Below are 23,915 nucleotides of genomic sequence, written 5' to 3' on the forward strand. Positions count from 1 at the left end.
GGTAATACTCAACCAGCGAGTCATTCTTCTTTTGTATTAAAACTAAGAACAAGGAGTGCATCATGGCCGCCCGTAAACGTAAAGCCCCCAGTGACAGCAAACTTTTTGTGCTGGATACCAATGTGTTGATGCATGACCCCACCTCGATCTTTCGCTTTCAAGAGCACGATGTCTTTGTGCCGATGATGACGCTCGAAGAGTTGGATTCGAATAAAAAAGGTATGACCGAAGTCGCCCGTAATGCACGACAAGCCAGCCGCTTTATGGAAGAACTCGTCGCCGGCATGGAGCACAATCTGCACGACGGCGTATCACTGAGCAAAGGCAGTAAAGATCAGGCCACCGGCCATCTATTTTTGCAAACCGAGGCCATCACGAGCGTATTACCCGCGCAGCTCCCTATGGGCAAAGCGGATAACCAAATTTTGGGTGTCGTGCATCATCTGCAACAGATGTTTCCGAAACGAGAGGTTATTCTCGTTTCTAAAGACATCAATATGCGAATTAAAGCCCGTACATTGGGTTTGGCGGCGGAAGATTACTTTAATGACAAAGTACTCGAAGATACCGACCTGCTTTACACCGGTATGCGCGAAATTGACCAAGCTTTTTGGGAGCGTAACGGCAAAGATTTACAAAGCTGGCAAGAAGGTGGCCGCAGCTATTGGAAAATCAAAGGGCCAGACGTACCTGAGCTTTACGTCAACCAACTGCTTTACCAAGCAGGTGACACCCCATTGCAAGCACGTGTCGTCAATATCGATGGTAAAACAGCTGTGTTTGAGAGCCTCAAAGATTATAGCCACACCAAAAATGCGATCTGGGGCATTACCGCCCGCAATCGTGAGCAAAACTTCGCACTCAATTTACTGATGAATCCTGATGTTGATTTTGTTTCACTCCTCGGCCAAGCTGGTACTGGTAAAACACTGCTCACCCTTGCTGCCTGCTTGGTGCAAACGCTAGAAAGTAAAATTTACACCGAAATCATCATGACCCGCGTCACAGTCCCTGTTGGTGAAGACATCGGCTTCTTACCAGGCACTGAAGAAGAAAAAATGATGCCTTGGATGGGCGCGCTGGAAGACAACCTCGATGTACTCAACCAAACCGATGCCGAAGCGGGCGACTGGGGCCGCGCCGCAACGCGCGATTTGATTCGCTCGCGAATTAAAGTCAAATCACTCAACTTTATGCGCGGCCGAACCTTCTTGAAGAAGTTTTTAATTATCGATGAAGCACAAAATTTGACCTCCAAACAAATGAAAACGCTCATTACCCGCGCAGGCCCCGGCACCAAGGTCGTCTGCTTAGGCAATATCAGTCAGATTGATACGCCCTATTTGACGGAAGGCTCATCTGGGTTGACGTATGTGGTAGATCGCTTTAAAGGCTGGGAACACTCAGGCCATATTACGCTGACACGCGGTGAACGCTCGCGCTTGGCGGATTACGCAGCCGAAGTGCTCTAAACGAAAAAAGGCCGAAACAGATGTTTCGGCTTTTTTTAAATCACACTAACAAAGAATTAAATCGCAGCTACAGCACTCGCGACAGAGGCTTTGTTACTGATTTTCACTGCAACGGTTTTTTCCACGCAAGACTTTCGCTCGCCATTGGCCGTATCAACAATCACGCCACATCCTCGAGCAATCACAAACCCTTGCCCTAAAGCATTACCAGCAAAAAAAGATTTAATCGGTAAAGGCACACCCGAAACCGACAGCACGGCCAATTGCTCATCCCACTTCAAGCTAGCTTTCTTATTCGATTGGGGATTGAGCGTCACAAAAAATTCAATATCAGAATCAGACTTCACCGCATCTTGACTGAGAAACAAATTAAAGCTCGAAGCGTCAACTGCAGTAGCATCCCAATCAATTGAAAAGTCACCTGAATTAATCAGCACGACACCATTTGCATCCACGCCAGAAGCGTTGACACGAACAGCCTGCAGTTTAGGAACAGTATTAACCGTTTCAACATTGACCTTGCCACCATCAACCGAAACACCACTGCCACCGCACGCGACCAAGGCACTGCATATCATAGCCAAACCAATATATTTCATAAATTAGCCTTAAATCAAAGCGAGCAGCAACACTGCAGCACGAGCAGGTAGGCGCGCATTATCAGCGACCAACCATAAGTTCACAGAGCGACCATCGGCGGACAATGTCAGTTGATTTAGCCAAACTTTATCACCACCAATCGCATCTTGCGGAGTGGCAATGCCTGAGCTACCTTCCGCTTTCAAATGATACAAAGTCGGTGCATCAGCGATTGCAGCTTCTAGTTGTTCCATCGTCACGGCTTGATTTAACTGCACACTCAAACTCACTGCGTGACCAAAAAAAACAGGAACACGGCTCACCGTCAAACAATTAACTGGCGTACCAATTGTGGTTAATTCTGCGGAAACTCGGGCTTCTTCACCACGTATCGCAGTGGGTAAAATATTAAAAGCCAAGCGTTTTGGATAGCCTGCTAATTCAACTTCTTGCTGCGCGAATAACTGACGTGTTTGCATAGCCAAAGCATCAATCGCTGATTTGCCATCTTCAGATACCGATACCATCGCGGTTGCCGCTGCAAAATCAATTTTAGCGATGCTTTGCAAGGCCGCTAATGGCGCAGAAATCATCGACGTCAGTACATGCGGCAAACCGATAATCTGACCGCGCTGCGGCTTGCCAGTTTTACTGTCTGTTTCGCCGGTTAAATCGATCACTGCAGCGCCAGCTTCTGCTGCGATTTTCGCGTATTGTGTTGCCAAATCTGGTACACCAACAAACAATACCGCATCGGCTTTGGACCAATCGAATGTCGCGACATCAATCATCGGTAAAGTTTGATTACGCAGATCTACTGAACTAGCATCTTCATCATCAGACAAGGGATAAAGTGCAGTTACGGCCAAAGGCATTTCGCCCAATACATCCAATACCGCTTGAGATGCAGGGGTATCAGCCCCAACGAGAGCAACTGAAATTGCTTTAGACATAAACCCACTCCAAGTATAAAAAAACCAGCACCTGATACTTTCATGCATCAAGGCGAATCGGGCATTTTACTCGGTATAGACAGATAAAACGAGTACGGCAGTTAAAGCCTTACTCGTTTGGTCGAGGCGCTTATGGTTTTTGCGCCGTTTGATAGAGCTCTTCTCGGGTCAGTGCAAACAATTGCTGAAGTTGGCCTGATTTTTCCAATTTGGCCAATCCTGCATTAAATGCTGCGATCCAGCGCTCCGCATTTGGATTTCTCTTATTGATTACCACGTGCAATGGTGCTTCCCAATAGGCTTTTTTCTGACAACTCAGTTGCGCTCGTTCTGCTTTGGTGAGATGCATCGCCATTAAATATGGTGCAACTTCGGCATCAATGGGGAACAAATCAATATGCCCTGCCAGCAGCTTTTTAAAGTTTGCCGCATCACTTGCGGCTGCATCTACCTTTAAAACGCCACTTGTTTGCAACTTCGAAAAATCATCGGAATAATAATTCCCAGTCGTGATGCCAATAGAATACGGCGCTAAGTCGGCCATTTTTTTCCACGGATAGTCTTGATTACTTCGATGACAAAAAACCATTTGCAAAGCAATCACGGGATTGGTGTACAGCAAGTCTTTTTCGCGATCTGGATTTCTTGCCCAGCCGAAACTGCCATCGTACGCTCCGCGCCGAGCACCTTCAATGGCGCGATTATTCGGTACCGACTTCAAAACCACCTCAATCCCTTGCGAATCAAATGCCGCCAATACCGCACGGGTTAATAAGCCTTGATAAGGAATTTTCTCCCCCATATACGGCGGGTATTCTTGCAAAGTGAGAGTAATAGTATCCGCTTTTGCTAAGCCAGCAATCATAGACAAGCCAATCAATAAAGACAGATTTCGTAGCACGATAAACTCCCTTATTCGAATCGATCAAACTGATAAAGCCATACTAGTTGCCCCAAATAGAAAAAGGCCGACATCTTTAGATGCCAGCCTCTTTAAGATGATAAACGGTATTTAATCCGATTACATCGCCGCGACCACGGCAGCGCCCATTGCTGAACAAGAAACCTTAGTCGTGCCTTCTTCAAAAATATCCGCCGTACGCAAGCCATCGGCCAATACTTTTTTCACTGCATTTTCAACACGTTGCGCTGCAGCTTCATTATTAAATGTGTAACGAAGCATCATCGCCACCGACAAAATAGTTGCCAATGGATTGGCAATATCTTTGCCCGCGATATCCGGCGCAGAACCGTGACTTGGCTCGTACAAGCCTTTGTTGTTCACATCAAGCGAAGCCGAAGGCAACATACCGATTGAGCCCGTCAACATCGATGCTTCATCCGACAAAATATCGCCGAAGATATTACCCGTCACGACCACGTCGAACTGCTTTGGCGCTTTCACCAATTGCATCGCAGCGTTATCGACCAGCATATGGCTCAACTCCACGTCTGGATATTCTTTGGCCATATCGGTCATGATTTCTTTCCAGAATTCAGTCGTTTCGAGCACATTGGCTTTGTCAACTGAACACAGTTTCTTGCCACGCTTTTGCGCCGCTTGGAAAGCCACATGGCCAATTCGACGAATTTCCGATTCGGCGTACAGCATCGTATTAAAGCCTTCGCGCTCGCCCGCGTCATTTACGCGAATGCCCCGTGGCTGACCGAAATAAATATCACCCGTCAATTCGCGCACAATCAAAATATCCAAACCAGAAACCACTTCAGGCTTGAGCGTTGATGCGTTAGCGAGTTCTGGATACAAAATGGCAGGGCGAAGATTGGCGAACAGATTCAAATCTTTGCGAATGGCCAACAGGCCGCGCTCTGGACGCAATGGGCGATCGAGTTTGTCATATTGCGGGCCACCAACAGCACCGAGCAAAATCGCATCAGCTTCACGCGCTAAGTTTTGCGTGAACTCTGGATACGGCGATCCGTACTGATCATAAGCTGCGCCGCCTAGAGGCGCTTCTTGCATTTCTAAATCTAAACCGTCATTTTTTAATACTTCGAGCACTTTTTTAGCTTGTGCAACGATTTCAGGGCCAATGCCATCGCCGGGCAGAATCAATACTTTCATGTTTATCTCGTGGTAGGTTTTATAAATAAATCTTTGGTATAGCCAGCCAAGCCATATTTTTAAAAGCTCAGAAACAAATACGCAATAATAAAAATTGCTAACATTCAGATTAATTAGATTATTGATGCTGTGCCGCGCTCGTCGGGCTGAATATTTTAAATCCCTCAATATCAAACCGACGAAGTCGGTGCAGATATAGGGTCGCCTTCTCTTGCTTACTTCTCTTGGCGAAGCAAGAGAAGTAAGTCCCCGTCGCGGACTGCGACTCTAAAACTAGTGCCGCAGGCACTAAAACCTATCAACACGAAATCTGAACATTACCGAAAACAAGCTATATGAAACGATTACAACACTTAAACGTAGAAAAAGAGGGGCAAGCCCCTCTTTTTACCCACTCCAAGCTCGCTTAGAACGATACTTTATAATCTACATCGCAATCAGTCATCACAATCACGCGTGGGTGCGTTTGTAGCAATGAAGCAGGTACCAGCGTTGTGATTGGGCCATTCAATGTTGCATCCAAGATCGCAGCTTTTTCAGCACCTTTCACAACAAGCAAAATCGCTTTGGCTTGCATAATTGTACCCATACCCATCGTTACCGCGTGCGTTGGCACTTCGTCGATGTGGTTAAAGAAACGCTTGTTCGCTTCGCGAGTTTCTTGCTTCAATGTAACTTTATAAGTACCACGTGACAATTGTGTATCTGGCTCATTGAAACCAATGTGACCGTTGCCGCCAATACCGAGCAATTGCAGATCCACCGGACCTTGCTCAAACATCATTTTATCGTAGTTGCGGCACTCTGCATCCACGTCAGCCGCGTTGCCATCTGGCACATTGGTGTTTTCACGCTTGATATCGATGTGGTCGAACAAATTGCTTTGCATGAAATTGCGGTAACTTTCTTTATGCGTCACTGGCAAACCAACATACTCATCCAAATTGAATGTTTTTGCACTCGCAAAACTCACCAAGCCTGCTTTATATGTCTTTACGATTTCTTGGTACAAACCAACTGGCGTACCGCCTGTGGCCATACCCAAAACTGCGTTTGGTTTTGCACGAACCATAGAAATGATGAGGTCCGCCGCTGCGCGGTCTAAATCAGCTGAATTTTTAAATTTATGCAGGATCATTCTAATAGTTTCCAATAGTGAATTCGACCGTAGTAGGATACGACAGAATTCAATTAATAATATTGATACAGCCTAAAAAAACGGCCCAAAGGAATGGGCCGTTTCATTTATTTCACAAACAGCCAAGGCTGCGCCGCTTGATGCTTTGTTTCAAATGCTTTAATTTTATCGGCGTGCGCTAAAGTCAAACCAATTTCATCCAAACCATTGAGCAAACAATGTTTGCGATGCTCTGTCACCTCAAACGGGAAAACTTGTCCGCTTGGTGTGGTAATAGTTTGCGCTTGCAAATTAATATTTAAACGATAACCTTCGGTTTTTGCTTCTTCAAACAACTGGTCAATCACGGCTGCTGGTTGCACAATCGGCAACAAGCCATTTTTAAAACAATTATTAAAGAAAATATCCGCAAAACTCGGTGCAATTAGCGCGCAAAAACCGAAATCTTCGATCGCCCATGGCGCATGTTCACGCGATGAACCACAGCCAAAATTATCGCGTGCCAACAACACTTGCGCGCCTTGATTGCGCGGCAAATTCAATTCAAACTCAAGATTCAATTTGCGTTGACTGTTATCCATACCGGGCTCGCCGTGATCAAGATAGCGCCATTCATCAAACAAATTCGGACCAAAGCCTGAACGTTTAATTGACTTCAAAAACTGCTTTGGGATGATTGCGTCGGTATCCACATTCGCGCGATCCATCGCACAGACCAAACCGTCCAACTCAATAAACGCCTTCATTTCGCCGCCTTTTCGATGGCTTCGCCACCTTTTTTAATATCTTGACCGATGCCCGAAACGGTATTGCAAGCTGTCAAGACCAAAACCAGTCCACACATTAATAATGAACGCAACATGGTGACTCCTTAGACAAAGCTACGAATATCAACAAAATGCCCAGCAATTGCAGCCGCAGCAGCCATCTCAGGACTCACCAGATGGGTACGACCACCTTGACCCTGACGACCTTCGAAGTTGCGATTCGACGTTGAAGCACAACGTTCGCCCGGCTCTAAGCGATCCGCATTCATCGCCAAGCACATCGAACAGCCAGGCTCACGCCATTCAAAACCGGCTTCGGTAAAGATTTTATCCAAACCTTCTTCTTCTGCCTGCGCTTTAACCAAACCAGAACCTGGAACGATCAGCACTAATTTCACGCTATCGGCTTTCTTCTTGCCTTTTACTACACCAGCAGCTGCGCGCAAGTCTTCTATACGGCTATTGGTACAGGAGCCGATAAATACTTTATCAACTTTAATATCGACCAATGGGGTATTGGCTTCCAAACCCATATATTGCAAGGCACGCGTATAGCTACCCTGCTTCGTTGGATCAGACTCTTTCGTAGGATCAGGAACTGAACCACTGACACCGAGTACTTGCTCAGGTGAAGTGCCCCAAGTAATTTGCGGCTCAATCTCCGCAGCATTCAGTACCACCACAGAATCAAACACAGCGCCTTCGTCAGACACCAGATTTTTCCAGTTTTCTACTGCAGCATCCCACTGCGCATCAGTTGGCGCAAATGGACGACCTTTAAGGTAATCAAAAGTTTTTTGATCAGCAGCAACCATACCTGCACGAGCACCAGCTTCAATCGCCATATTGCACAGCGTCATGCGACCTTCAATCGACAAGGCACGAATCGCTTCACCACCAAACTCAATCGCAAAACCCGTACCACCGGCCGTACCAATCTTGCCGATAATCGCCAAGGCGATGTCTTTAGCAGTGACGCCGCGACCAACTTGACCATCGACACGCACCAGCATCGCTTTAGATTTCTTAGCAACCAGCGTTTGCGTCGCCAATACATGCTCAACTTCAGACGTACCAATACCGTGCGCCAGCGCCGCAAATGCACCATGCGTCGAAGTATGGCTGTCGCCACACACAACCGTCATGCCCGGCAGTGTTGCGCCATTTTCTGGGCCAACCACGTGCACGATACCTTGACGCAAATCTTTAAATGGGAAATACGCTAAAGCGCCAAATTCTTTGATGTTGGCGTCGAGCGTTTCAACCTGTAGGCGAGAAATTGGATCTTGAATCCCTTTTTCCCATTCATTGGTTGGGGTATTGTGATCCGCAGTCGCAACCACGGATGAATTGCGCCATGGCAAGCGATTAGCCAGCTTCAAGCCTTCAAAAGCTTGTGGGCTCGTCACTTCATGCACCAAGTGGCGGTCAATATAGATCAAGCAAGTGCCGTCGGCTTCTTCATGCACAACGTGAGACTGCCAAAGTTTGTCGTAAAGCGTTTGAGCCATAATATCGTCGCAAATAAGGCTATCAGGGAACTGGCAAAGTTAGCACAGATGCACTTTTGCGACAACCCGCAATACCCGATTTACCCAACAACCGCGATAGTTTTTGACCTATTTGTCATTCGACAATGATAATTGCACTCGTCAAACGGAGAGCATTATGAAAGCCTGCATTTTCGCACTGAGCTTGCTATGGGGCAGCAGTAGCCTGGCAGCAACTTGCCAGCAAGTCGCGCACACGATTTCACAACAAAAACCCATACCACCCCAGGAACTGGCAACAATCCTTGACTCACTCAATCAAAACCAGCGCCTACCCGATTATTTCGTCACTAAAAAACAAGCCAAGAATGCAGGTTGGCAACCCGGCGACAGCCTTTGGACTGCCCTGCCAGGAAAATCAATGGGCGGTGATCGCTTTGGTAATCGTGAAGAACGCTTACCTGAAGGGCGATATTTTGAGGCTGACCTTGGTTACCAAGGCAAAAAACGCAACGCCAAACGATTCGTATACCAAATCAGCGGCACTCGCTATATCACCACCGATCATTACGCGACTTTCCTCGAGGTGCCACCATGCCAGTAATTACCATTCAATTGAAGAATATTCAAAGCCTGCAAGACATTTACCAGCAGCTTGGCGAGCAAGTGCAACTGCCCGCCGATTTTGGCAGCAACTTAGATGCGCTATACGATTTTTTTACTGTGAGCCTTGCGGGCCCAGTTGTGATCCACTGGCCAGATCAATTGCAAAATTGTCAGCGATTGAACCCAAAAGAGCGCAAAGGCATTTTGAATGTATTAGAAGATGTCGTGAGAGAGCGGGACGATTTTGAAGTTAGGCTAAATAAAAAATAAGTACGTATACGGTTAAAGCCTAACAGCATTAACATCTTCTATTACATACCCTGCCCAGCCACGTCAAAACCACGCTCATAAGCTCAAGAAAACAGTCTCCATAACAAAATAGTCTAGATGATGAAAGGTAATAAAGCACAAATAAGCACATGGAATAGTGCCGTGCCTCAATCAGCGTGGGCTTATATGATGAATGCAATTGAACTCATCACGCCCTTTGACAGGAGCATCTACATGACCAAAAAATTAAGTCCTCGCGATATTCGTAAACAACTCGGTATGAACCAGCATGATTTCTGGAGCCAAATTGGCGTAACGCAAAGTGGCGGCTCACGCTACGAAAGCGGCCGCAATATGCCTAAGCCCGTTGCTGAGCTTTTACGCGTGGTTCATATTGAAGGGATTGATTTATCCAGCTTACGCAAGCAAGAAATCAAGGCGCTCGAACTATTGCGCACTGAGAGCCCGGAATTACTCACCGAACTGATCAAGAAAGTCGAACAAGCTGAAGCCATCAGCGCCTAAACATTTCAGGCCTAAACGCTGAGTTTAACCGTCAAGCCCAAGGCCTCAATTTGCATTTGCAGCTGCTGCATCCACGCTAGTGGTGCAGCAGTTAGCCTTGGTGCCTCCGCCTGCAAGGAAGGTCGCGCCAAGCCATACAGCAAGACCCCCTCTAAGCGCACACCTTGTGCCAATTGCTCAGCAAGAAAATCGACATACGCAGCCAATTCCCCCGAACTCGGTAACACCCCATCGAGCGCAAACATGCAGGTCTGTATCCACGTTGGACACAATGCCGCTGCGCTCGCTAAGCGCCGCGCCACCTGCTGGCGAGTTAGCTTAATCTGATTGACAAATTCAAAACCATCTTGCGGCGCGCGATCAATCTTAAACCACACCTCGCCGTTGATTGCCGCCATCTTTTGCAAGCCAGCCTGAACATGCGCCTTATCCATTTGGCTGCCGTTGGTAATCAACACTGTTTTGATTTGCCCTCGCAAAGCAAAGCGATCAACAGCACGCTCAACCACTTCAATGCAATCCAAAAACTGAGCCGAGGTCGTAGGCTCGCCGTTACCAGAAAAAGCAATATCATTCAGACGACGCGCGCCTTCCGGCACGGCACGTAGCATAAAATCACCCTGCACAATATCGCTTAACATTAAATCAAGCTCGGCTTCAAGCTGATTAATGAGGGTATCTGGCGCAGGGCCTCGCTGCAACTCAGGCACTTGGCAATACACACAACGCCAATTACAGGCGTTATTTGGATTTAAATTAATACCGACCGACACCCCACCCGCGCGGCGCGACACCACCGGATAGACATAAGTTAGACCTACGACATCTCTGGAATGATCATCAATACGTAAAGGAGTTATAACTTCTTTCTCAAGCGCCATGTTCTGGAGTCCGCACCAATAAAACAGGCGTCTTCGCAATACGCAACACACCTTCAGCCACACTACCCAGCAATAGATGCGTCAAGCCGCCATAACCATGCGTTCCCATCACCAGCAACTCGGCCTGCCACTTTTCAGCCTCATCAACCAATGAACGCGCAATTTGTCCGCCCCAAATCTCTAGCAGATCGACCTCAACAGTTAAACCAAGCGCTCGCAACTCTTCAGCACGAGAATCAAGCAACGTTTGCCCGCCTTGTCGTAACGACGCCTGCAACTGAGGTACATCCAAAAACTCATTCGCACTCCACGCAAACTGGGCCAAATCAATCACATGCACTAGACGGACCACCGCGTGCTGCTCATTCGCGAGTCGCTTGGCTTCTTGCAAGGCAGCGGAACTGGTATCACTATGGTCAACAGGAACAAGAATTCGGTGATACATGATGAAACTCCTTCGAGGATTGATTATTCAGTCTAGCAGCCCAAAACTATTGCAGCTTGAGAGTGTCGAGCATAAACTCGAATCAGATACTCCTAATAAACACGACTATGCCACGAATTAAACTTGATTTACCAGCGTCGACGCTGTTTGAGTGCGATATTTCGGTCAGAATTACCGATATCAACTACGGCAATCATTTAGCCAATAATGCACTTCTGGGCTTGATGCATGAAGCAAGGCTGCTCTGGTTGCGTAGTCTAGGTTTTCAGAATGAAATGGATATTGGTGGCGCTGGATTGATCCTGTGCGATGCTGCAGTGGTATTTTTACACGAAGCATTTTACGGCGATCTGTTGCATATTCGTCTAGCGGTTGACGAAATCAGCAAGACTCGGTTTGAACTTTATTATGATGTCACCAACCAAGATCAACGCATAGCTAAAGCAAAGACATCTATGGCGAGCTTTAGTTACAACGAACGAAAAATAATCAGTTTGCCGGACTCTTTTCGGCAAACCTTAGCATGCTCAGGAGCATTAGTGTCATGAAGAAATACCCTACAAACAGTCCAGAAGCCATGGCGCGCATTTTAGTGATGCAAATGATGTGTGACGGTAGTTTTGATCCAGAAGAAATTGATGAACTCGAACACCTACATGCTTATGAAATCATTGGCATTACGCGCAAGGGTTTCATTCAAGTATTGCAAGCCTACTGCAACGACATCACCGACGAAGCCGATGAAAATGGCCAAATCCGTTTAATCGACAAACAACGGATTGATGATCTACTTGAAACCATTGACGAACCGCAAAAGCGCTTGCAACTTGCTGCTTTAGCACTCGACATCGCAAAATCAGACCAAGAGATTTGCGATGCAGAACTCGCCGTATTTAGCCGCATGCTAAAAAAATGGCACCTCACGCTAGATGATCTCGCCGTGGCTTTTGGTGACTAAGTAGAACTGGCACTTGCTCATTCGCCGCCAATCGAGCTAAAAACAATAACAAGAATTACTAACACTCGGGTGCTTCATGAGCTTGATAGCAGATTTTCACAAATCCTTTGAACGCAATTTTATTCCAACTTTAGGGCGTAAATTTGCTTTCATTGGATTGTTTTCCATTTTCCCGCTGGGCATGCTCATCGCACTATCTGCGGCTGAATCAACACTACACAGCGTGCTGAGTAAAATAGACGCTGCCAGCGCTCAGTTTATTTTAAGTGAGTTAGCACAACTTAAAACCTATGCATGGATCGCACTTATTTTCACGTCTGTGTTGTGCATAGTACAAATTACCTACCTACACTTTTGGATCACCAAACCCATCCGGCTGATCGATCAAGTTTTTGATGATGCTGCTAGCCACGAAGGTGATTTATCTAAAAACATCCCGGCCCCCTACTCCGACGAAATTAGCCAACTTGCGCTCACCTGTAATCGATTTTTAGGCAAACAACGCGATATTGTTTCTAATGTGCAAACGATGACCGTCGGCATGGCACTGGAAGCGGCTAAATCACAAAAAAATATTAAAGACTCAGCATCTGCCACCACTCAACAAGATCAATTAGCAAAAAAAGTTGTCGAAGCCAGCAATAGCACGACCGAGGGGATCAACCAAGTTTCGAGCCGAACCGGTGAAATCTCACAAACTACAGCGCAAAACCTAGTCATGGCTAGGCAGTCCTACGCCGAATTGCAAGATGTAACCAATCGAATCAATGCCATTACGCACAAAATTGGTAATTTTAACCAAACTGTAGATGGCCTCAATAAGCGCTCGGCCAGCATTAAAACTATTGTCGACTTAATCAAAGAAATTGCAGGGCAAACCAATCTATTGGCGCTGAATGCCGCCATCGAGGCCGCCCGCGCTGGTGAGCAAGGAAGAGGCTTTGCTGTGGTTGCCGATGAGGTACGAAAACTAGCAGAAAAAGTCGGCGTTGCGACCGACGAAATTTCGGGTGATATTGACAATATGCTGAGTCAAGTAGCCGAAACACTATCAGAAACGGTGATGATTACTAGCGACGCCAATCGTACCCAAGAGGTCGTCGACAAAGCCTCACAGCAGTTTGCACTACTGATGAGCGACTTTGAGATGACGGCACAAGCGCTCTCGGGCATTGCCGCAACGTTGGAAGAATTTACCGTCGCCAATAATCTGGTGAATTCTAATGTTTCAGAAATCCACCAACTCTCACTTGGTGTAAACGAAAGAATGGGCCGATCAGCCCAATCCTCAAAAGACGTCGCAGAAGCGGCCGAGAAAGTGCAGGCCATGATTGGCCGCTTTACGGTCGGGCAAGGCGCGCTAGATCAAACGATTACTCAAGTTTGCCAATATCGCGACCGCGTTGCAGAAAAAATTGAGGCGCTGGTGAAACGGGGCGTCAATGTATTTGATCAGAACTACCAAGCCATTCCCAATACCGTGCCACAAAAATTCAAAACCACGTACAACCAATATTTCGCACAAGAAATTCAACCCCTCTACGATGAGCTTGCCAAACTCGCCTTGGGCGGGCGTTTCTCTTTGGCCGTTGACACCAACGGTTACGGCCCAACGCATAATAGCTGGTACTCCAAACCATTAACTGGCGAAAAGTCCGTCGACTTAGTGAATAGCCGTGACCAGCGTATTTTCAACGACCCCGCAGGACTACGTGCGGCAAGAAACACCGAACGATTCTTGTTGCAAACTTATCTGCGTGATACTGGTGAAATTATGACTGAAATCGACGTACCCATCATGGTGAACGGCCGCCATTGGGGGGCGTTACGGCTTGGATTTGATGGTACAGCTATTTTGGACAAAACTTAACCGCGCATGTGCAAAAGTAGCTTTGATGCAATTATTCAGGCCGATTGCAGGATGTTAATTTTGGGTAGCCTGCCTGGTGATGTCTCGCTCCATGCGGGGCATTATTACGCCCACCCCCGCAATGCATTCTGGCCCATCATGAGCAAATTACTCCAACTTGATCTCTGCGCTATGCCTTTTGAGCTACGCTATAGCGCACTACAAGCCAACGGGATTGGTTTATGGGACGTTGTAGCCCAAGCACAGCGCAAGGGCAGCCTAGATACTGCAATCAGCCAAGCAACGATCAATCCCTTAGCGCAGCGGTGTGCGGCACTCACCCAACTTAAACTAATCGCTTTTAACGGAAAAACTGCGGCTAAGCTAGGTAGCAAGCAAATACCTAAGTATATCAACCAAGTCGTTCTTCCCTCTAGCAGCCCAGCACATACCCTAAAGATTGAACAGAAATTTTCAGATTGGCAGAGCGCGTTAAGCCCCCACCTTGCTACTTAGCGCTCATCCTTGCTAGAAATCCAAATCGCAAACATCAACCAAATTGCATTCACCAGCGCCAGTACAAAACCGATAAAGCCAAGTAATGGCATACCAAACAGCGTTGGTCCCGTTTTAATCGTCATCGCGATTGATGAGCCAATAATGAGTGCGCCGGTAACGATACCCATCGTTAAGCGATTGGCACTTTTCGCAATTAAGTTCCCAAAACGATCCAACCGTTTCAGGTCTAAATCGACTTTTAAATTACCACGGCGTGCCTGCTTAATCAGTTTACCAATGTCACGCGGCAAGCCAGACAAGACGCCAAAAGCCTCAAATAAATTATCTTTGCCGTTTTTAAGCCAAGTTTTAGGGCTCAGTCGCTCCAAAATCACTTCTTTCACAAATGGCGTTAGATGGGGCACCATTTTAAATTCTGGATCGAGTTGACGCCCTAATCCCTCTAAGGTGATCAAAGCCTTGAATAGCAGCGTTAGATCTGACGGCAAAGTGATCTCATGATCACGCATCATGACCGCCACATCATTGAGCATATGGCCAAAAGGCACGTCTTTGAGGGGCAAGTTTTCATAATTAAACATAAAATCGGCAATATCGCTGGCGAGCTTTTCCTCATCAACCACCGTTTCCCCCGTCCATTCCAACAGCACATTCAAAATACCGTGTTCATCGCGCTGCGACAATGCGGCGAGCAAATCAACAATTTGGTCGCGGCGCGGATGCGGCAATCGCCCCACCATGCCAAAATCGAGAAAGGCAATCCGATTGCCAGTCAGATATTTAACATTCCCAGGATGAGGGTCGGCGTGAAAATAACCATCAATCAACACCATTTTCAGCACCGCATCCGCGCCGCGTGCCGCTAATACTTTTCTATCCATCCCTGCTGCATCGGCGGCCTGTAAGTCATTCCCTGCAATACCCCCAATATAACTTTGAACGTTGAGGCTTTCGCCCGTCCACTCCCACCAAATTTGCGGAATCACGATTTCATCGTGCCCCGTAAAATTTTGGACAAACCGCTCTAAATTACGCGCTTCAGTCGATAGATTCAGTTCACGACGTAAAGACTTAGCAAACTCATCCACAATTCGCACCGGTTGATAACGGCGCAAATCCGGAAACTCAAATTCAGCCAATGATGCGATGTGTCGCAAAATACGCAAATCGGCTTCAATCTTCGGAATAATCCCTGGCCGACGAATTTTTAAAACCACTTCCGTATCGTCTTGCAGTTTCGCACGATGCACTTGCGCAATCGATGCAGAACCAATCGGTTGTGGGTCAAGCTCTTTAAAGATAGCGTGAGGATCATCCCCTAAGACCTGCTGTAGCTCAGGCAAAATCAATGCGAAATCAAGTGGCGGTACTTCATTTTGTAATTTCTCAAATTCAGCAATCCATTCTGGCGTAAACATATCAACGCGGGTTGCCAGTACTTGGCCAAGTTTAATAAATGTAGGCCCTAATTCTTCCAACGCTTTTCGAACGCGAACGGCAGGATCCATTAGCTGGATTTCATGGTCACCCGGCAAATGCAAGGCATCGCTAGCGCGTTCAATCCCTTTATTCAAGCCCAACTTTTGCACCAAATTACCAAGGCCATAGCGAATCAAAATCGCTACAATCTCACGCACCCGCGGTAAATCTCGCATCACAGTGAACGTTTCTTTTAGCATCGGGTCTTAATTTCCTTAAGTCGATCAATTAAATTTAGTTTTTCTTGATTTTATGCTTTACAGCCCTATTCCACATACGTACAGTTCCTGCCCATGAAATGGATTGTCATAATCACCACACTTTTCGCTCTCACCGCAGCCAATAGCTTTGCGGATGAAGACATGCCGGTTGGCGACACCTCACCTAGTGCGTGGCTAGGTAGTGGCGATACACCTGCACCCAGCCCAGCAAAAGCACGCCCTAAAAAGCCAGCTACACGCACAACTGAAAAACCAACCGACTATACACCAGCTCAAGACTTGCTCTTATCTGCAATGAGCTTAATTGGTGTTAAATACACGTGGGGTGGCAATACGCCGGAGTCTGGGCTCGATTGCAGCGGTTTTATTCGCTATGTTTTTCAAAACTCAATGAATATGACACTGCCAAGAACTGCGGTTGAGATGGCACAAGCAGGTAAAACCATCGACAAAACCGAATTAAAGCCGGGCGATTTGGTGTTCTTTAATACCTTGGGCCGAACCTTTTCTCACGTTGGCATTTACTTAGGTGACAACCGATTCATCCATTCACCACGCGCAGGTCGCAGCGTAGAAGTTGCCAATATGGGGCAAAACTACTGGACTTCTCGCTTTACCGGCGCTCGCAGGATTGCAGATGGTGGCTCAGACGGCCTCAACATTAACGCAATGCTTGCCAACTCCAGCAACGAAGCAAAACGGGTTTCAAGCTCATCGCGTGTCGTCAATACGGCCGCAGCGAGCACGCGGACTGAGTGCAAAAAGGTGACTACTGGCAAAGGTAAAAACAAAAAGACCGTCACCAAATGCACTAGAGTCAGCGTTAGCAACAAACCCGCAATCGCTGCTAAACCTGGCAAAACAACGCGTACTGCCAAGGCAAAAACCAGTAGCACACGCAAATCAGCCGTAAAGTCCCCAGCCAAGAAAAATACGAGCCAGGCAAAGAAAGCATCAGTAAAGCCCAAGAGCAAAACGCCAGTAAAAACGAGCACCAAGAAATAAAAAATAAGCCATTCAAAAACTGAATGGCTTATTTTTTACGTTGGTAAATGATGAGCAGGAACAATAATCAAACCCGCTCGCTGCCCTGGTGGCACATCGGGGTTGGGAAAAATAATCCGAGCATCTGACTCTGTCACGACAAATGACTCCCCCTGATCGACGGCCAAGACCATCCCCACCGGCAGCGGGGTAAAGTTATCGGTTTTGCCATCAATAGCAAATTTAAAATCCGTGCTTTTTTTCGGGATTTCACGAGAGACTCGAAATATCTGCACATGAGCAGGCACTAACTCAGGCTCTGGCAAAACACCTTGGATCAAGCCTTGCAGATAGGCTGCCATTTTAGAGAGATCAATCCCTTTGTTTTGCCCAAAAGGACGCGCACTCCCCAATTCAATCGTAAATGACGCGGCATCGCACTGCCGACTAGTAAAGAAAGAAAACGTACTCGATGTCGTCGATTGTAATAACACTGTATCAACACCCGCTAAAGACAAGCGCGCAATTTCCATCGCAGAAAAGGATTTATTCGGTTTAGGTAAGGGATAAATGGCAAACTTTTCAATCAAAGAGCCATGGATTGCGGTGTGCAAATCATAATGCAATCGTGATCGGCCCTCACCGCCAGCTTGAAAAAATCGCATCACATGCATCTCTAGCATGGCGGCACGGCGTTTTTCTACGCCGTCTTCAACATCAGGAGTTCGGCTAAACAAGCGATTCATATCTTCTTCGACAAAGCGCTGCCCTAGACGCAAAGCTGCGACATTACCAAAGATAAACAAAACCCGTGCCCGTACCTTAATTGCACCAGCACAAACTTGCTCAATTAACTGCTCGACCAATTCGACAGGCGCGGTTTCATTACCATGGACACCACAAGAGATCACCACATCGCAGGTATGCTTTACTCCCTCTTGTGGCTCGAAGCGAATCACGCCTTCATCCATTACTTGAACACCAGCACCGCTGGGCAAGCAATACGGCAGTGCAATTGCAGTATTGCCCGCCAAGGTTTCGTGTAAAAAACTAGTCATTCGCAACCATCCTCAACATGCATCTCAGTCGTAAGGCTCAATTTTAGCAGGCAATTTCTGATACTGAAGCATTTCTTACTCATCACGCCCATGTAATTGGAAGGGATAAATCGAGCCTAAACGCATAATTTGCGTCAATTCATCCAAAGCGGTACGCACTTCGACCAAGAGATTTGGATCAAACAGATCACTTTCGAGCAAACGATCACGGTAATGTCGCTCAACCCAGCTACACAACTGCGGATACAAGCGATCATTCATCCACACGCCTGAATTAACTTCCTTAGCCTCTGCTGCTGTTAACGCCACCCGCAAACGCAAACACGCCGGACCACCGCCATTTTGCATACTTTGCTTTAAGTCATAGACCAATAATTCATCAATCGGCCCACCACTGTCTCTCAACCTCTGCAAATAAGCCCACACAGCAGGCGTATTTTTGCACTCTTCAGGCACCAATAAACGCTGCCTACCACTGGCCTTCGCCAACAACTGACTATTAAACAGATAAGACTTCACCGCATCGGCAACTGAAACCTCGTTGCTCGACACTTCAATCACCTGCAAACGCCCGCCCATTTTGTCAGTCAGTTCAGCATAAACTTGGGCCGAATTCAAAAATGCCGCTTGATGACAGAACAACACGTCTTGATTACCGACGGCAATCACATCGTTATGAAACACACCCGCATCAATCACGGCAGGATTTTGCTGCGCCAGCACCGTATGGCTTGCTACTAAACCGTGACGACGAATAATCGCCTCACACGCTTCCCGAGTTTGCCTAGCAGGAAATTGCGTGGGTTCAACTTGTCCGCCCCAATGTTGCCGACCGTAGACAAAAAACTCAACACCAGCCTGACCATAATCATGGCAAAACCGCGTGTGATTGGCCGCGCCCTCATCACCGAAGGCAGCGTACATGGGCAGCGCTTCATGTACCGCAAAGTGTGCTGGATTGGAAAAAACAGCATTTAAACTACGAAAAGTCTGCCGATGCTCAATCGCACGATGAAATTTATTCTGCAAATTGGCGACGGTAAAATGCACCCGACCATCTTGCGTATCAGCTGATGGGCTGACCGTTGCGGCATTTGCTGTCCACATTGATGAAGCTGAACTCATCGCCGACAAATACCCTTGTGGCGTATCTCTCAACGAAGCAATTATTTCTTGGTCTGTACCCGTATACCCAAGGTCACGTAATAGCCATAATGCAGGACGTTCCTGTGGAGGCAATACGCCCTGATGATAACCAAGATCAGCAAGCGCCTTCATTTTGGCCAAGCCTTGCAAAGCCGCTTGCCGCGGATTTGCGGCCTGTTTGGCATTTCCTGTAGAGGCGATATTGCCAAACGAATGGCCGCCATAATGATGCGTCGGCCCAACAAGCCCATCAAAATTGGCTTCAAATGCCGCTACGTTCATCATCACGTCTGCACTCATAAAATCATCCCCGCAGGCAATTGTGTCGGCAAGACGAGCTGCTCTGCCTCAAGCGAGGCCACTGGATAGGCGCAATAATCGGCGGCGTAATACGCACTAGCACGATGATTGCCCGAAGCCCCAATACCACCAAAAGGTGCTGCGCTCGATGCACCGGTCAAAGGCTTATTCCAATTGACGATACCGGCGCGCGCCTCGCGCCAAAATAGCTCGTATCGCTCACGTGAGTCGGACAGTAAACCAGCTGCCAATCCAAACTGGGTGCGATTGGCCAGCACCAGCGCTTCATTAAAACTCTCGTAGCGCAGCACTTGCAACAGCGGGCCAAAATACTCTTCATCCGGCAGGTCACTCATCGCCGTCACATCTAAAATCCCCGGAGACAATAAGGCCGTCCCAGACTGAATGCGCGTCATCGCCAATAATGAAACCGCGCCTTGCTCTATTAAATTCGCTTGCGCCGCAAGCAGTGCATCCGCTGCCGCCAGCGAAATCACTCCCCCCATAAATGGCTGCGGCTCTGCATCCCACGCACCCACTTTTAAAGCAGCAGAGACACTGATTAAGCGCGCCAAAAAGGCATCACCCCATGCACCACTCGGAACAAGCAAGCGTCGTGCGCACGTGCAGCGCTGACCTGCAGAAATAAACGCCGACTGAATCACGTGATGCAGTGCGGCATCGACCTCGGTGACTTCTTCAACAATCAGCGGATTATTGCCCCCCATTTCCAGCGCCAGAATTTTTTGTGGCGCACCAGAAAATTGTCGATGCAGGGCATAGCCCGTATTGGCGCTACCAGTAAAATAAATGCCATCCAAATCAGCTTGCGCCGCCAAAGCAATCCCCGTATCACGTCCGCCTTGCACAACATTTAAAACGCCCGCAGGTAGACCTGCGGCCATCCACAATTCGGCCGTTTTTTGCGCCGTCATTGGCGCGAGCTCAGAGGGCTTAAACACCACGCAATTGCCCGCAATCAAAGCGGGAACTATGTGCCCATTAGGCAAGTGTCCAGGGAAATTATACGGACCAAATACGGCCACAACCCCGTGCGGGCGATGACGCAACACCGCTTGTGCATCGCCAAGCGGAGATTCTTTGCTCCCAGTTCGCTCATCGTAGCTTTTAAGCGAAATTTCAATTTTATTGACCATCGTTGTCACTTCGGTCAACGCTTCCCAGCGCGGTTTCCCCGTTTCTAGGCCAATCGTATCAGCCAAACTCGCCTGATTGGCTTTTAATAAATCGGCAAAATTGCACACCAAGGCGATTCGCTCTGACAACTCAAGATCGCGCCACGCAGCAAATGCAGCACGTGCAGCATTGACCGCAGCCGCCACCTCCGCTGAAGTTGCCGCCGCCCCCTGCCAAACGGTAGCCTGAGTGACTGGATTTACAGAAGAAAATGTCTCGCCAAGGCCCAAGTGCCATTGACCATTAATCAGTTGCATAGGTATAACCCTCTAAGCTTTAGCAGACAATGGCACAGCACGAATACTGTCACCATTCTCTAAATTAAGACGTTTTAACACTTCACTTGTTAATGGCAAAGAATCTTCTAGCGGCCGGGTGACTGCCAAGGTCACGCGAAAATCATTCAAACTGCGATTACTCACCAACCATGGAATGCCATTCTTAGGCTCGGCCGCCACAGCCAGCGACTGGTACACCGTACTTTGCCGCACAGCGCGAATGTCAGCCAGACTGCATTCCAAACTAGGGCCCGCATCGAAAATATCGACATAACCTTGGTAACGAAACCCTTCCGACTCCAACATCGCGCGCGCGGGCTCAGTCGCAGGATGTACATTGCCCAAGGCAGCTCGTGCCGCTTCAGACAAAAAGCAGGTGTAAATGGGATGCTTTGGCATTAACTCTGCGATAAAAGATTTACTACCGACGTAGGACAAAAAATCCGCTTTCGCAAAATCCATCGTAAAAAAATGACGGCCTAAACTTTCCCAAAATGGTGATTGGCCTGCCTCATCCGAAACGCCGCGCATTTCGGCGATAACGCGCTCGGCAAACCGCTCCGGAAATTCAGCCATAAACAAAAAGCGACTTTTGGAGAGCAAGGCACCATTGCCGTCTTTACGATGTGAGGCGGCTAAAAATAAAGAACAGAGCTCACTCGAACCCGTCAGGTCCGACGTCAGAAAAAGCGTGGGAAGCTGTTTGTAAATGTCGAGCTCACGGGAAGCGTGCACCGACAGGCCAACACGGTAGTTGTACCAAGTGTCGTGCATTCCAAGGGCCGCCTCGACCCCACAGATACCGACTATCTGCTGTGCCGCATCGTCTTCCAATACAAATAGATAACTCGCATCCGCTAACTCAGGATTGCTATTGAGGCTTTTAATACTGGTTTGAATTCGCTCATTTAAGCGCGCGGGATTGGGCTGCAAGGTGGTGACACCGACACCTGTTGTTTTTGCCAGCGCCAACAATGCATCCATATCATCAAGGCCAATCGGGCGTATCAACATGGTTTCCAACTTAATAAATAGTTAAACCAATGTAGCAAAGTGTGGAAAAAACGCGTATCGGGAGTTTCCCATGCACAAGCCGAGGCGCAGAAACGCCTCGCTCAGCACTGAATCAGTACAGGTAGATTCACAGAAGAATTAATTGATGCTCATTAAGGTTCGGCCACCTTCAAAGCGCGGTGCGAAGTAACTATTGGCTAAAGACTCAATTCTGACTTTGCCATTCGTGGAGGGAGCATGAATGAATTTATCATCGCCCAGATAAATACCAACATGAGAAAAAGACCGGCTCGTGGTTTTAAAAAAAACCAGATCGCCCGCTTGCAGTTGCTCTTTAGATACTGGTCTTGCTACAGATGCCATCTCTGCCGCTGAACGCGGCAAGCTCACACCGAGTGCATTTTTATAGACCAGCAACACCAATCCACTGCAATCGAGCCCCGCCTCCGGATTGGTGCCACCAAACTGATAATTGGTTTCTAATAAACCCAATGCATACATCACGACTTCACGACCGGCGCCATCGGCCTTGATATTAGCTAGGGAGAGTATTGGCTTGGCGGGCTTAGTGCCTGTTGTTTTGGTAGAAGTACACCCCACCATCACTAAAGCCAGTAGCAACACCGTTAATACAGTTTTAAGCATCCGACAACACCTTGATGTGTTCGGTAACGCTACGAGCCAAGGCTGATAAATCATAGCCACCTTCCAACATCGACACGATACGACGCTCGCTGTATTGGTCGGCAATTTTCATGATTTGCTTGGTGACCCACGCATAATCAGCCTCAACCAAACCCATTGAGCCCATATCGTCCTCCAGATGCGCATCAAAACCAGCCGAGATCAAAATCAATTGCGGCTTAAATTCATGTAAAGCAGGCAACCACTGTTGCGTAACTACATCACGAAACTCTGCACCTTTACTCGCTCGTGGCATCGAAACGTTGAGCATATTCGGGCCTTTTGGCACATCGCCTGAATACGGGAAAAACGGATGTTGAAAAATACTGACCATCAAAGCACGTGGCTCATCAAACAAACAATCCTCCGTGCCATTGCCGTGATGAACATCAAAATCAATAATGGCGACGCGTTCCAAGCCATAAACGGCCATCGCATGTTTGGCGGCGATTGCAACATTACTTAAAAAACAGAACCCAAGCGCACTCTCGCGCTCGGCATGATGCCCTGGTGGCCGCATTGAGCAAAACACATTTTGTGCCTTACCTTGCATGACCAAATCCACACCTTGAATCCCTGCGCCTGCAGCATGATAGGCAGCATTCAAGGTATAAGGATTCATAGCCGTATCGGGCTCCATATGCACATGACCTTGGGCAGGGCTTGCTACAGCCAAACGATCCAAATATTGCTCAGTATGTACCCGCAATAATTGTTCTCGAGTTGCAGGCTGCGCGGTAAGATGCAGTAAATAATCCCAAACTCCTGCGGCAATCAATCTATCCTGAATGGCGGCCAAACGCTCTGGACACTCAGGATGCCCCTTGCCCATTTCATGCATGACACACGACGGATGACTAATAAATGCTGTTGCACCACAGGAACCTGACACAGACTTGCCCCTTACTGTTTGTTCATATTTATTGTTAAGAGTGAGCTTTAAATGTAGCGAGCGCTGGTCAGAACGGAGAGGCCGGAGCACAGAAACCGGAATGTACGCCTTGTACATGAGGATT

At 47.7% G+C, this 23,915-nt stretch carries 26 protein-coding genes; 9 read left to right on the plus strand and 17 right to left on the minus strand.

The genetic code is table 11. The features are described 5' to 3' along the window. Positions 1-62: 62 nt before the first annotated feature. Positions 63-1,472 carry a PhoH family protein gene (locus tag K4H28_RS08145; RefSeq protein ID WP_221007865.1) on the plus strand — a complete coding sequence of 470 codons (1,410 nt, stop codon included), beginning with the start codon at positions 63-65 and terminating at the stop codon, positions 1,470-1,472. A 56-nt stretch (positions 1,473-1,528) separates the two neighbouring features. On the opposite strand, the gene K4H28_RS08150 is transcribed toward K4H28_RS08145, so the two are convergent. The 8 genes from K4H28_RS08150 to leuC form a co-directional block, all read right to left on the minus strand. After that, entirely contained in the window at positions 1,529-2,071 is a 543-nt protein-coding gene (locus tag K4H28_RS08150; RefSeq protein ID WP_221007866.1) for a hypothetical protein, read from the minus strand. Positions 2,072-2,080: 9 nt separating this feature from the next. Then, the gene (locus tag K4H28_RS08155; RefSeq protein WP_221007867.1) at positions 2,081-3,004 is read right to left on the minus strand and encodes an Asd/ArgC dimerization domain-containing protein; all 924 of its coding nucleotides are present in this window, start codon (positions 3,002-3,004) and stop codon (positions 2,081-2,083) included. Between the two features lie 130 nt (positions 3,005-3,134). After that, the gene (locus tag K4H28_RS08160) at positions 3,135-3,905 is read right to left on the minus strand and encodes a substrate-binding periplasmic protein (RefSeq protein ID WP_221007868.1); all 771 of its coding nucleotides are present in this window, start codon (positions 3,903-3,905) and stop codon (positions 3,135-3,137) included. Between the two features lie 120 nt (positions 3,906-4,025). Then, positions 4,026-5,090: a 3-isopropylmalate dehydrogenase gene (gene leuB / locus K4H28_RS08165; RefSeq protein WP_373312788.1), complete on the minus strand. Its 1,065-nt coding sequence runs from the start codon at positions 5,088-5,090 to the stop codon at positions 4,026-4,028. Positions 5,091-5,496: 406 nt separating this feature from the next. Continuing rightward, positions 5,497-6,228, minus strand: coding sequence for a glucosamine-6-phosphate deaminase (nagB, locus tag K4H28_RS08170; RefSeq protein WP_221007869.1), 732 nt, complete (start codon positions 6,226-6,228; stop codon positions 5,497-5,499). 107 nt (positions 6,229-6,335) lie between these two features. After that, positions 6,336-6,974, minus strand: coding sequence for a 3-isopropylmalate dehydratase small subunit (gene leuD / locus K4H28_RS08175; protein ID WP_221007870.1), 639 nt, complete (start codon positions 6,972-6,974; stop codon positions 6,336-6,338). After that, positions 6,971-7,090, minus strand: a complete 120-nt coding sequence (locus K4H28_RS08180) for an entericidin A/B family lipoprotein (RefSeq protein ID WP_221007871.1) — start codon at positions 7,088-7,090, stop codon at positions 6,971-6,973. Before K4H28_RS08180 ends, leuD begins: the two co-directional genes overlap by 4 nt. A gap of 9 nt (positions 7,091-7,099) precedes the next feature. Next, complete coding sequence (gene leuC, locus K4H28_RS08185; protein WP_221007993.1) at positions 7,100-8,509, minus strand: 3-isopropylmalate dehydratase large subunit; 1,410 nt, start codon at positions 8,507-8,509, stop codon at positions 7,100-7,102. A 154-nt stretch (positions 8,510-8,663) separates the two neighbouring features. Here leuC and K4H28_RS08190 point away from each other — a divergent pair, with 154 nt between their 5' ends. The 3 genes from K4H28_RS08190 to K4H28_RS08200 all read left to right on the plus strand — a co-directional run bounded on the left by K4H28_RS08190 (position 8,664) and on the right by K4H28_RS08200 (position 9,886). Beyond that, the gene (locus K4H28_RS08190) at positions 8,664-9,089 is read left to right on the plus strand and encodes a ribonuclease domain-containing protein (RefSeq protein ID WP_221007872.1); all 426 of its coding nucleotides are present in this window, start codon (positions 8,664-8,666) and stop codon (positions 9,087-9,089) included. Next, the gene (locus K4H28_RS08195) at positions 9,080-9,361 is read left to right on the plus strand and encodes a barstar family protein (protein WP_221007873.1); all 282 of its coding nucleotides are present in this window, start codon (positions 9,080-9,082) and stop codon (positions 9,359-9,361) included. The genes K4H28_RS08190 and K4H28_RS08195 overlap by 10 nt, the downstream gene beginning before the upstream one ends. A 234-nt stretch (positions 9,362-9,595) precedes the next feature. Next, a complete protein-coding gene (locus K4H28_RS08200; RefSeq protein WP_221007874.1) occupies positions 9,596-9,886 on the plus strand; it encodes a helix-turn-helix domain-containing protein in 291 nt (96 codons plus the stop codon). An 11-nt stretch (positions 9,887-9,897) separates the two neighbouring features. Here the strand turns inward: K4H28_RS08200 and K4H28_RS08205 are convergent, their stop codons facing one another. After that, entirely contained in the window at positions 9,898-10,767 is an 870-nt protein-coding gene (locus K4H28_RS08205) for a radical SAM protein (RefSeq protein WP_255573658.1), read from the minus strand. Continuing rightward, complete coding sequence (locus K4H28_RS08210) at positions 10,757-11,212, minus strand: universal stress protein (RefSeq protein ID WP_221007875.1); 456 nt, start codon at positions 11,210-11,212, stop codon at positions 10,757-10,759. Before K4H28_RS08210 ends, K4H28_RS08205 begins: the two co-directional genes overlap by 11 nt. A gap of 107 nt (positions 11,213-11,319) precedes the next feature. Here K4H28_RS08210 and K4H28_RS08215 point away from each other — a divergent pair, with 107 nt between their 5' ends. From K4H28_RS08215 to K4H28_RS08230, 4 genes are all read left to right on the plus strand, one after another. Then, the gene (locus tag K4H28_RS08215; protein ID WP_221007876.1) at positions 11,320-11,760 is read left to right on the plus strand and encodes an acyl-CoA thioesterase; all 441 of its coding nucleotides are present in this window, start codon (positions 11,320-11,322) and stop codon (positions 11,758-11,760) included. Further along, positions 11,757-12,170 (plus strand): tellurite resistance TerB family protein, encoded by a 414-nt coding sequence (locus tag K4H28_RS08220; protein WP_221007877.1) that lies wholly within the window; start codon positions 11,757-11,759, stop codon positions 12,168-12,170. Before K4H28_RS08215 ends, K4H28_RS08220 begins: the two co-directional genes overlap by 4 nt. Positions 12,171-12,246: 76 nt before the next feature. Continuing rightward, complete coding sequence (locus K4H28_RS08225) at positions 12,247-14,040, plus strand: methyl-accepting chemotaxis protein (protein ID WP_221007878.1); 1,794 nt, start codon at positions 12,247-12,249, stop codon at positions 14,038-14,040. A gap of 6 nt (positions 14,041-14,046) precedes the next feature. Then, positions 14,047-14,535, plus strand: a complete 489-nt coding sequence (locus K4H28_RS08230; protein WP_221007879.1) for a DNA-deoxyinosine glycosylase — start codon at positions 14,047-14,049, stop codon at positions 14,533-14,535. Here K4H28_RS08230 and K4H28_RS08235 read toward each other — a convergent pair. Further along, entirely contained in the window at positions 14,532-16,217 is a 1,686-nt protein-coding gene (locus tag K4H28_RS08235; RefSeq protein ID WP_221007880.1) for an ABC1 kinase family protein, read from the minus strand. The two genes, K4H28_RS08230 and K4H28_RS08235, sit on opposite strands and share 4 nt — an antisense overlap. Before the next feature lie 93 nt (positions 16,218-16,310). On the opposite strand from K4H28_RS08235, the gene K4H28_RS08240 reads away from it, so the two are divergent. Further along, on the plus strand, positions 16,311-17,243 hold the full coding sequence (locus K4H28_RS08240) for a C40 family peptidase (protein WP_221007881.1): 933 nt from the start codon (positions 16,311-16,313) through the stop codon (positions 17,241-17,243). Positions 17,244-17,278: 35 nt separating this feature from the next. Here the strand turns inward: K4H28_RS08240 and astE are convergent, their stop codons facing one another. The 6 genes from astE to K4H28_RS08270 form a co-directional block, all read right to left on the minus strand. Then, positions 17,279-18,280: a succinylglutamate desuccinylase gene (gene astE / locus K4H28_RS08245; RefSeq protein WP_221007882.1), complete on the minus strand. Its 1,002-nt coding sequence runs from the start codon at positions 18,278-18,280 to the stop codon at positions 17,279-17,281. A 75-nt stretch (positions 18,281-18,355) separates the two neighbouring features. Next, positions 18,356-19,726 (minus strand): N-succinylarginine dihydrolase, encoded by a 1,371-nt coding sequence (gene astB / locus K4H28_RS08250; protein ID WP_255573659.1) that lies wholly within the window; start codon positions 19,724-19,726, stop codon positions 18,356-18,358. Further along, entirely contained in the window at positions 19,723-21,180 is a 1,458-nt protein-coding gene (astD, locus tag K4H28_RS08255; RefSeq protein ID WP_221007883.1) for a succinylglutamate-semialdehyde dehydrogenase, read from the minus strand. The genes astB and astD overlap by 4 nt, the downstream gene beginning before the upstream one ends. Before the next feature lie 12 nt (positions 21,181-21,192). Further along, positions 21,193-22,215: an arginine N-succinyltransferase gene (astA, locus tag K4H28_RS08260; RefSeq protein ID WP_221007884.1), complete on the minus strand. Its 1,023-nt coding sequence runs from the start codon at positions 22,213-22,215 to the stop codon at positions 21,193-21,195. 138 nt (positions 22,216-22,353) lie between these two features. Continuing rightward, positions 22,354-22,860: a C40 family peptidase gene (locus K4H28_RS08265; RefSeq protein WP_221007885.1), complete on the minus strand. Its 507-nt coding sequence runs from the start codon at positions 22,858-22,860 to the stop codon at positions 22,354-22,356. After that, complete coding sequence (locus K4H28_RS08270) at positions 22,853-23,791, minus strand: histone deacetylase family protein (protein ID WP_255573660.1); 939 nt, start codon at positions 23,789-23,791, stop codon at positions 22,853-22,855. Before K4H28_RS08270 ends, K4H28_RS08265 begins: the two co-directional genes overlap by 8 nt. Between the last annotated feature and the right edge of the window lie 124 nt (positions 23,792-23,915).

The sequence above is a fragment of the Deefgea tanakiae genome (assembly GCF_019665765.1).
Lineage (GTDB): Bacteria > Pseudomonadota > Gammaproteobacteria > Burkholderiales > Chitinibacteraceae > Deefgea > Deefgea tanakiae.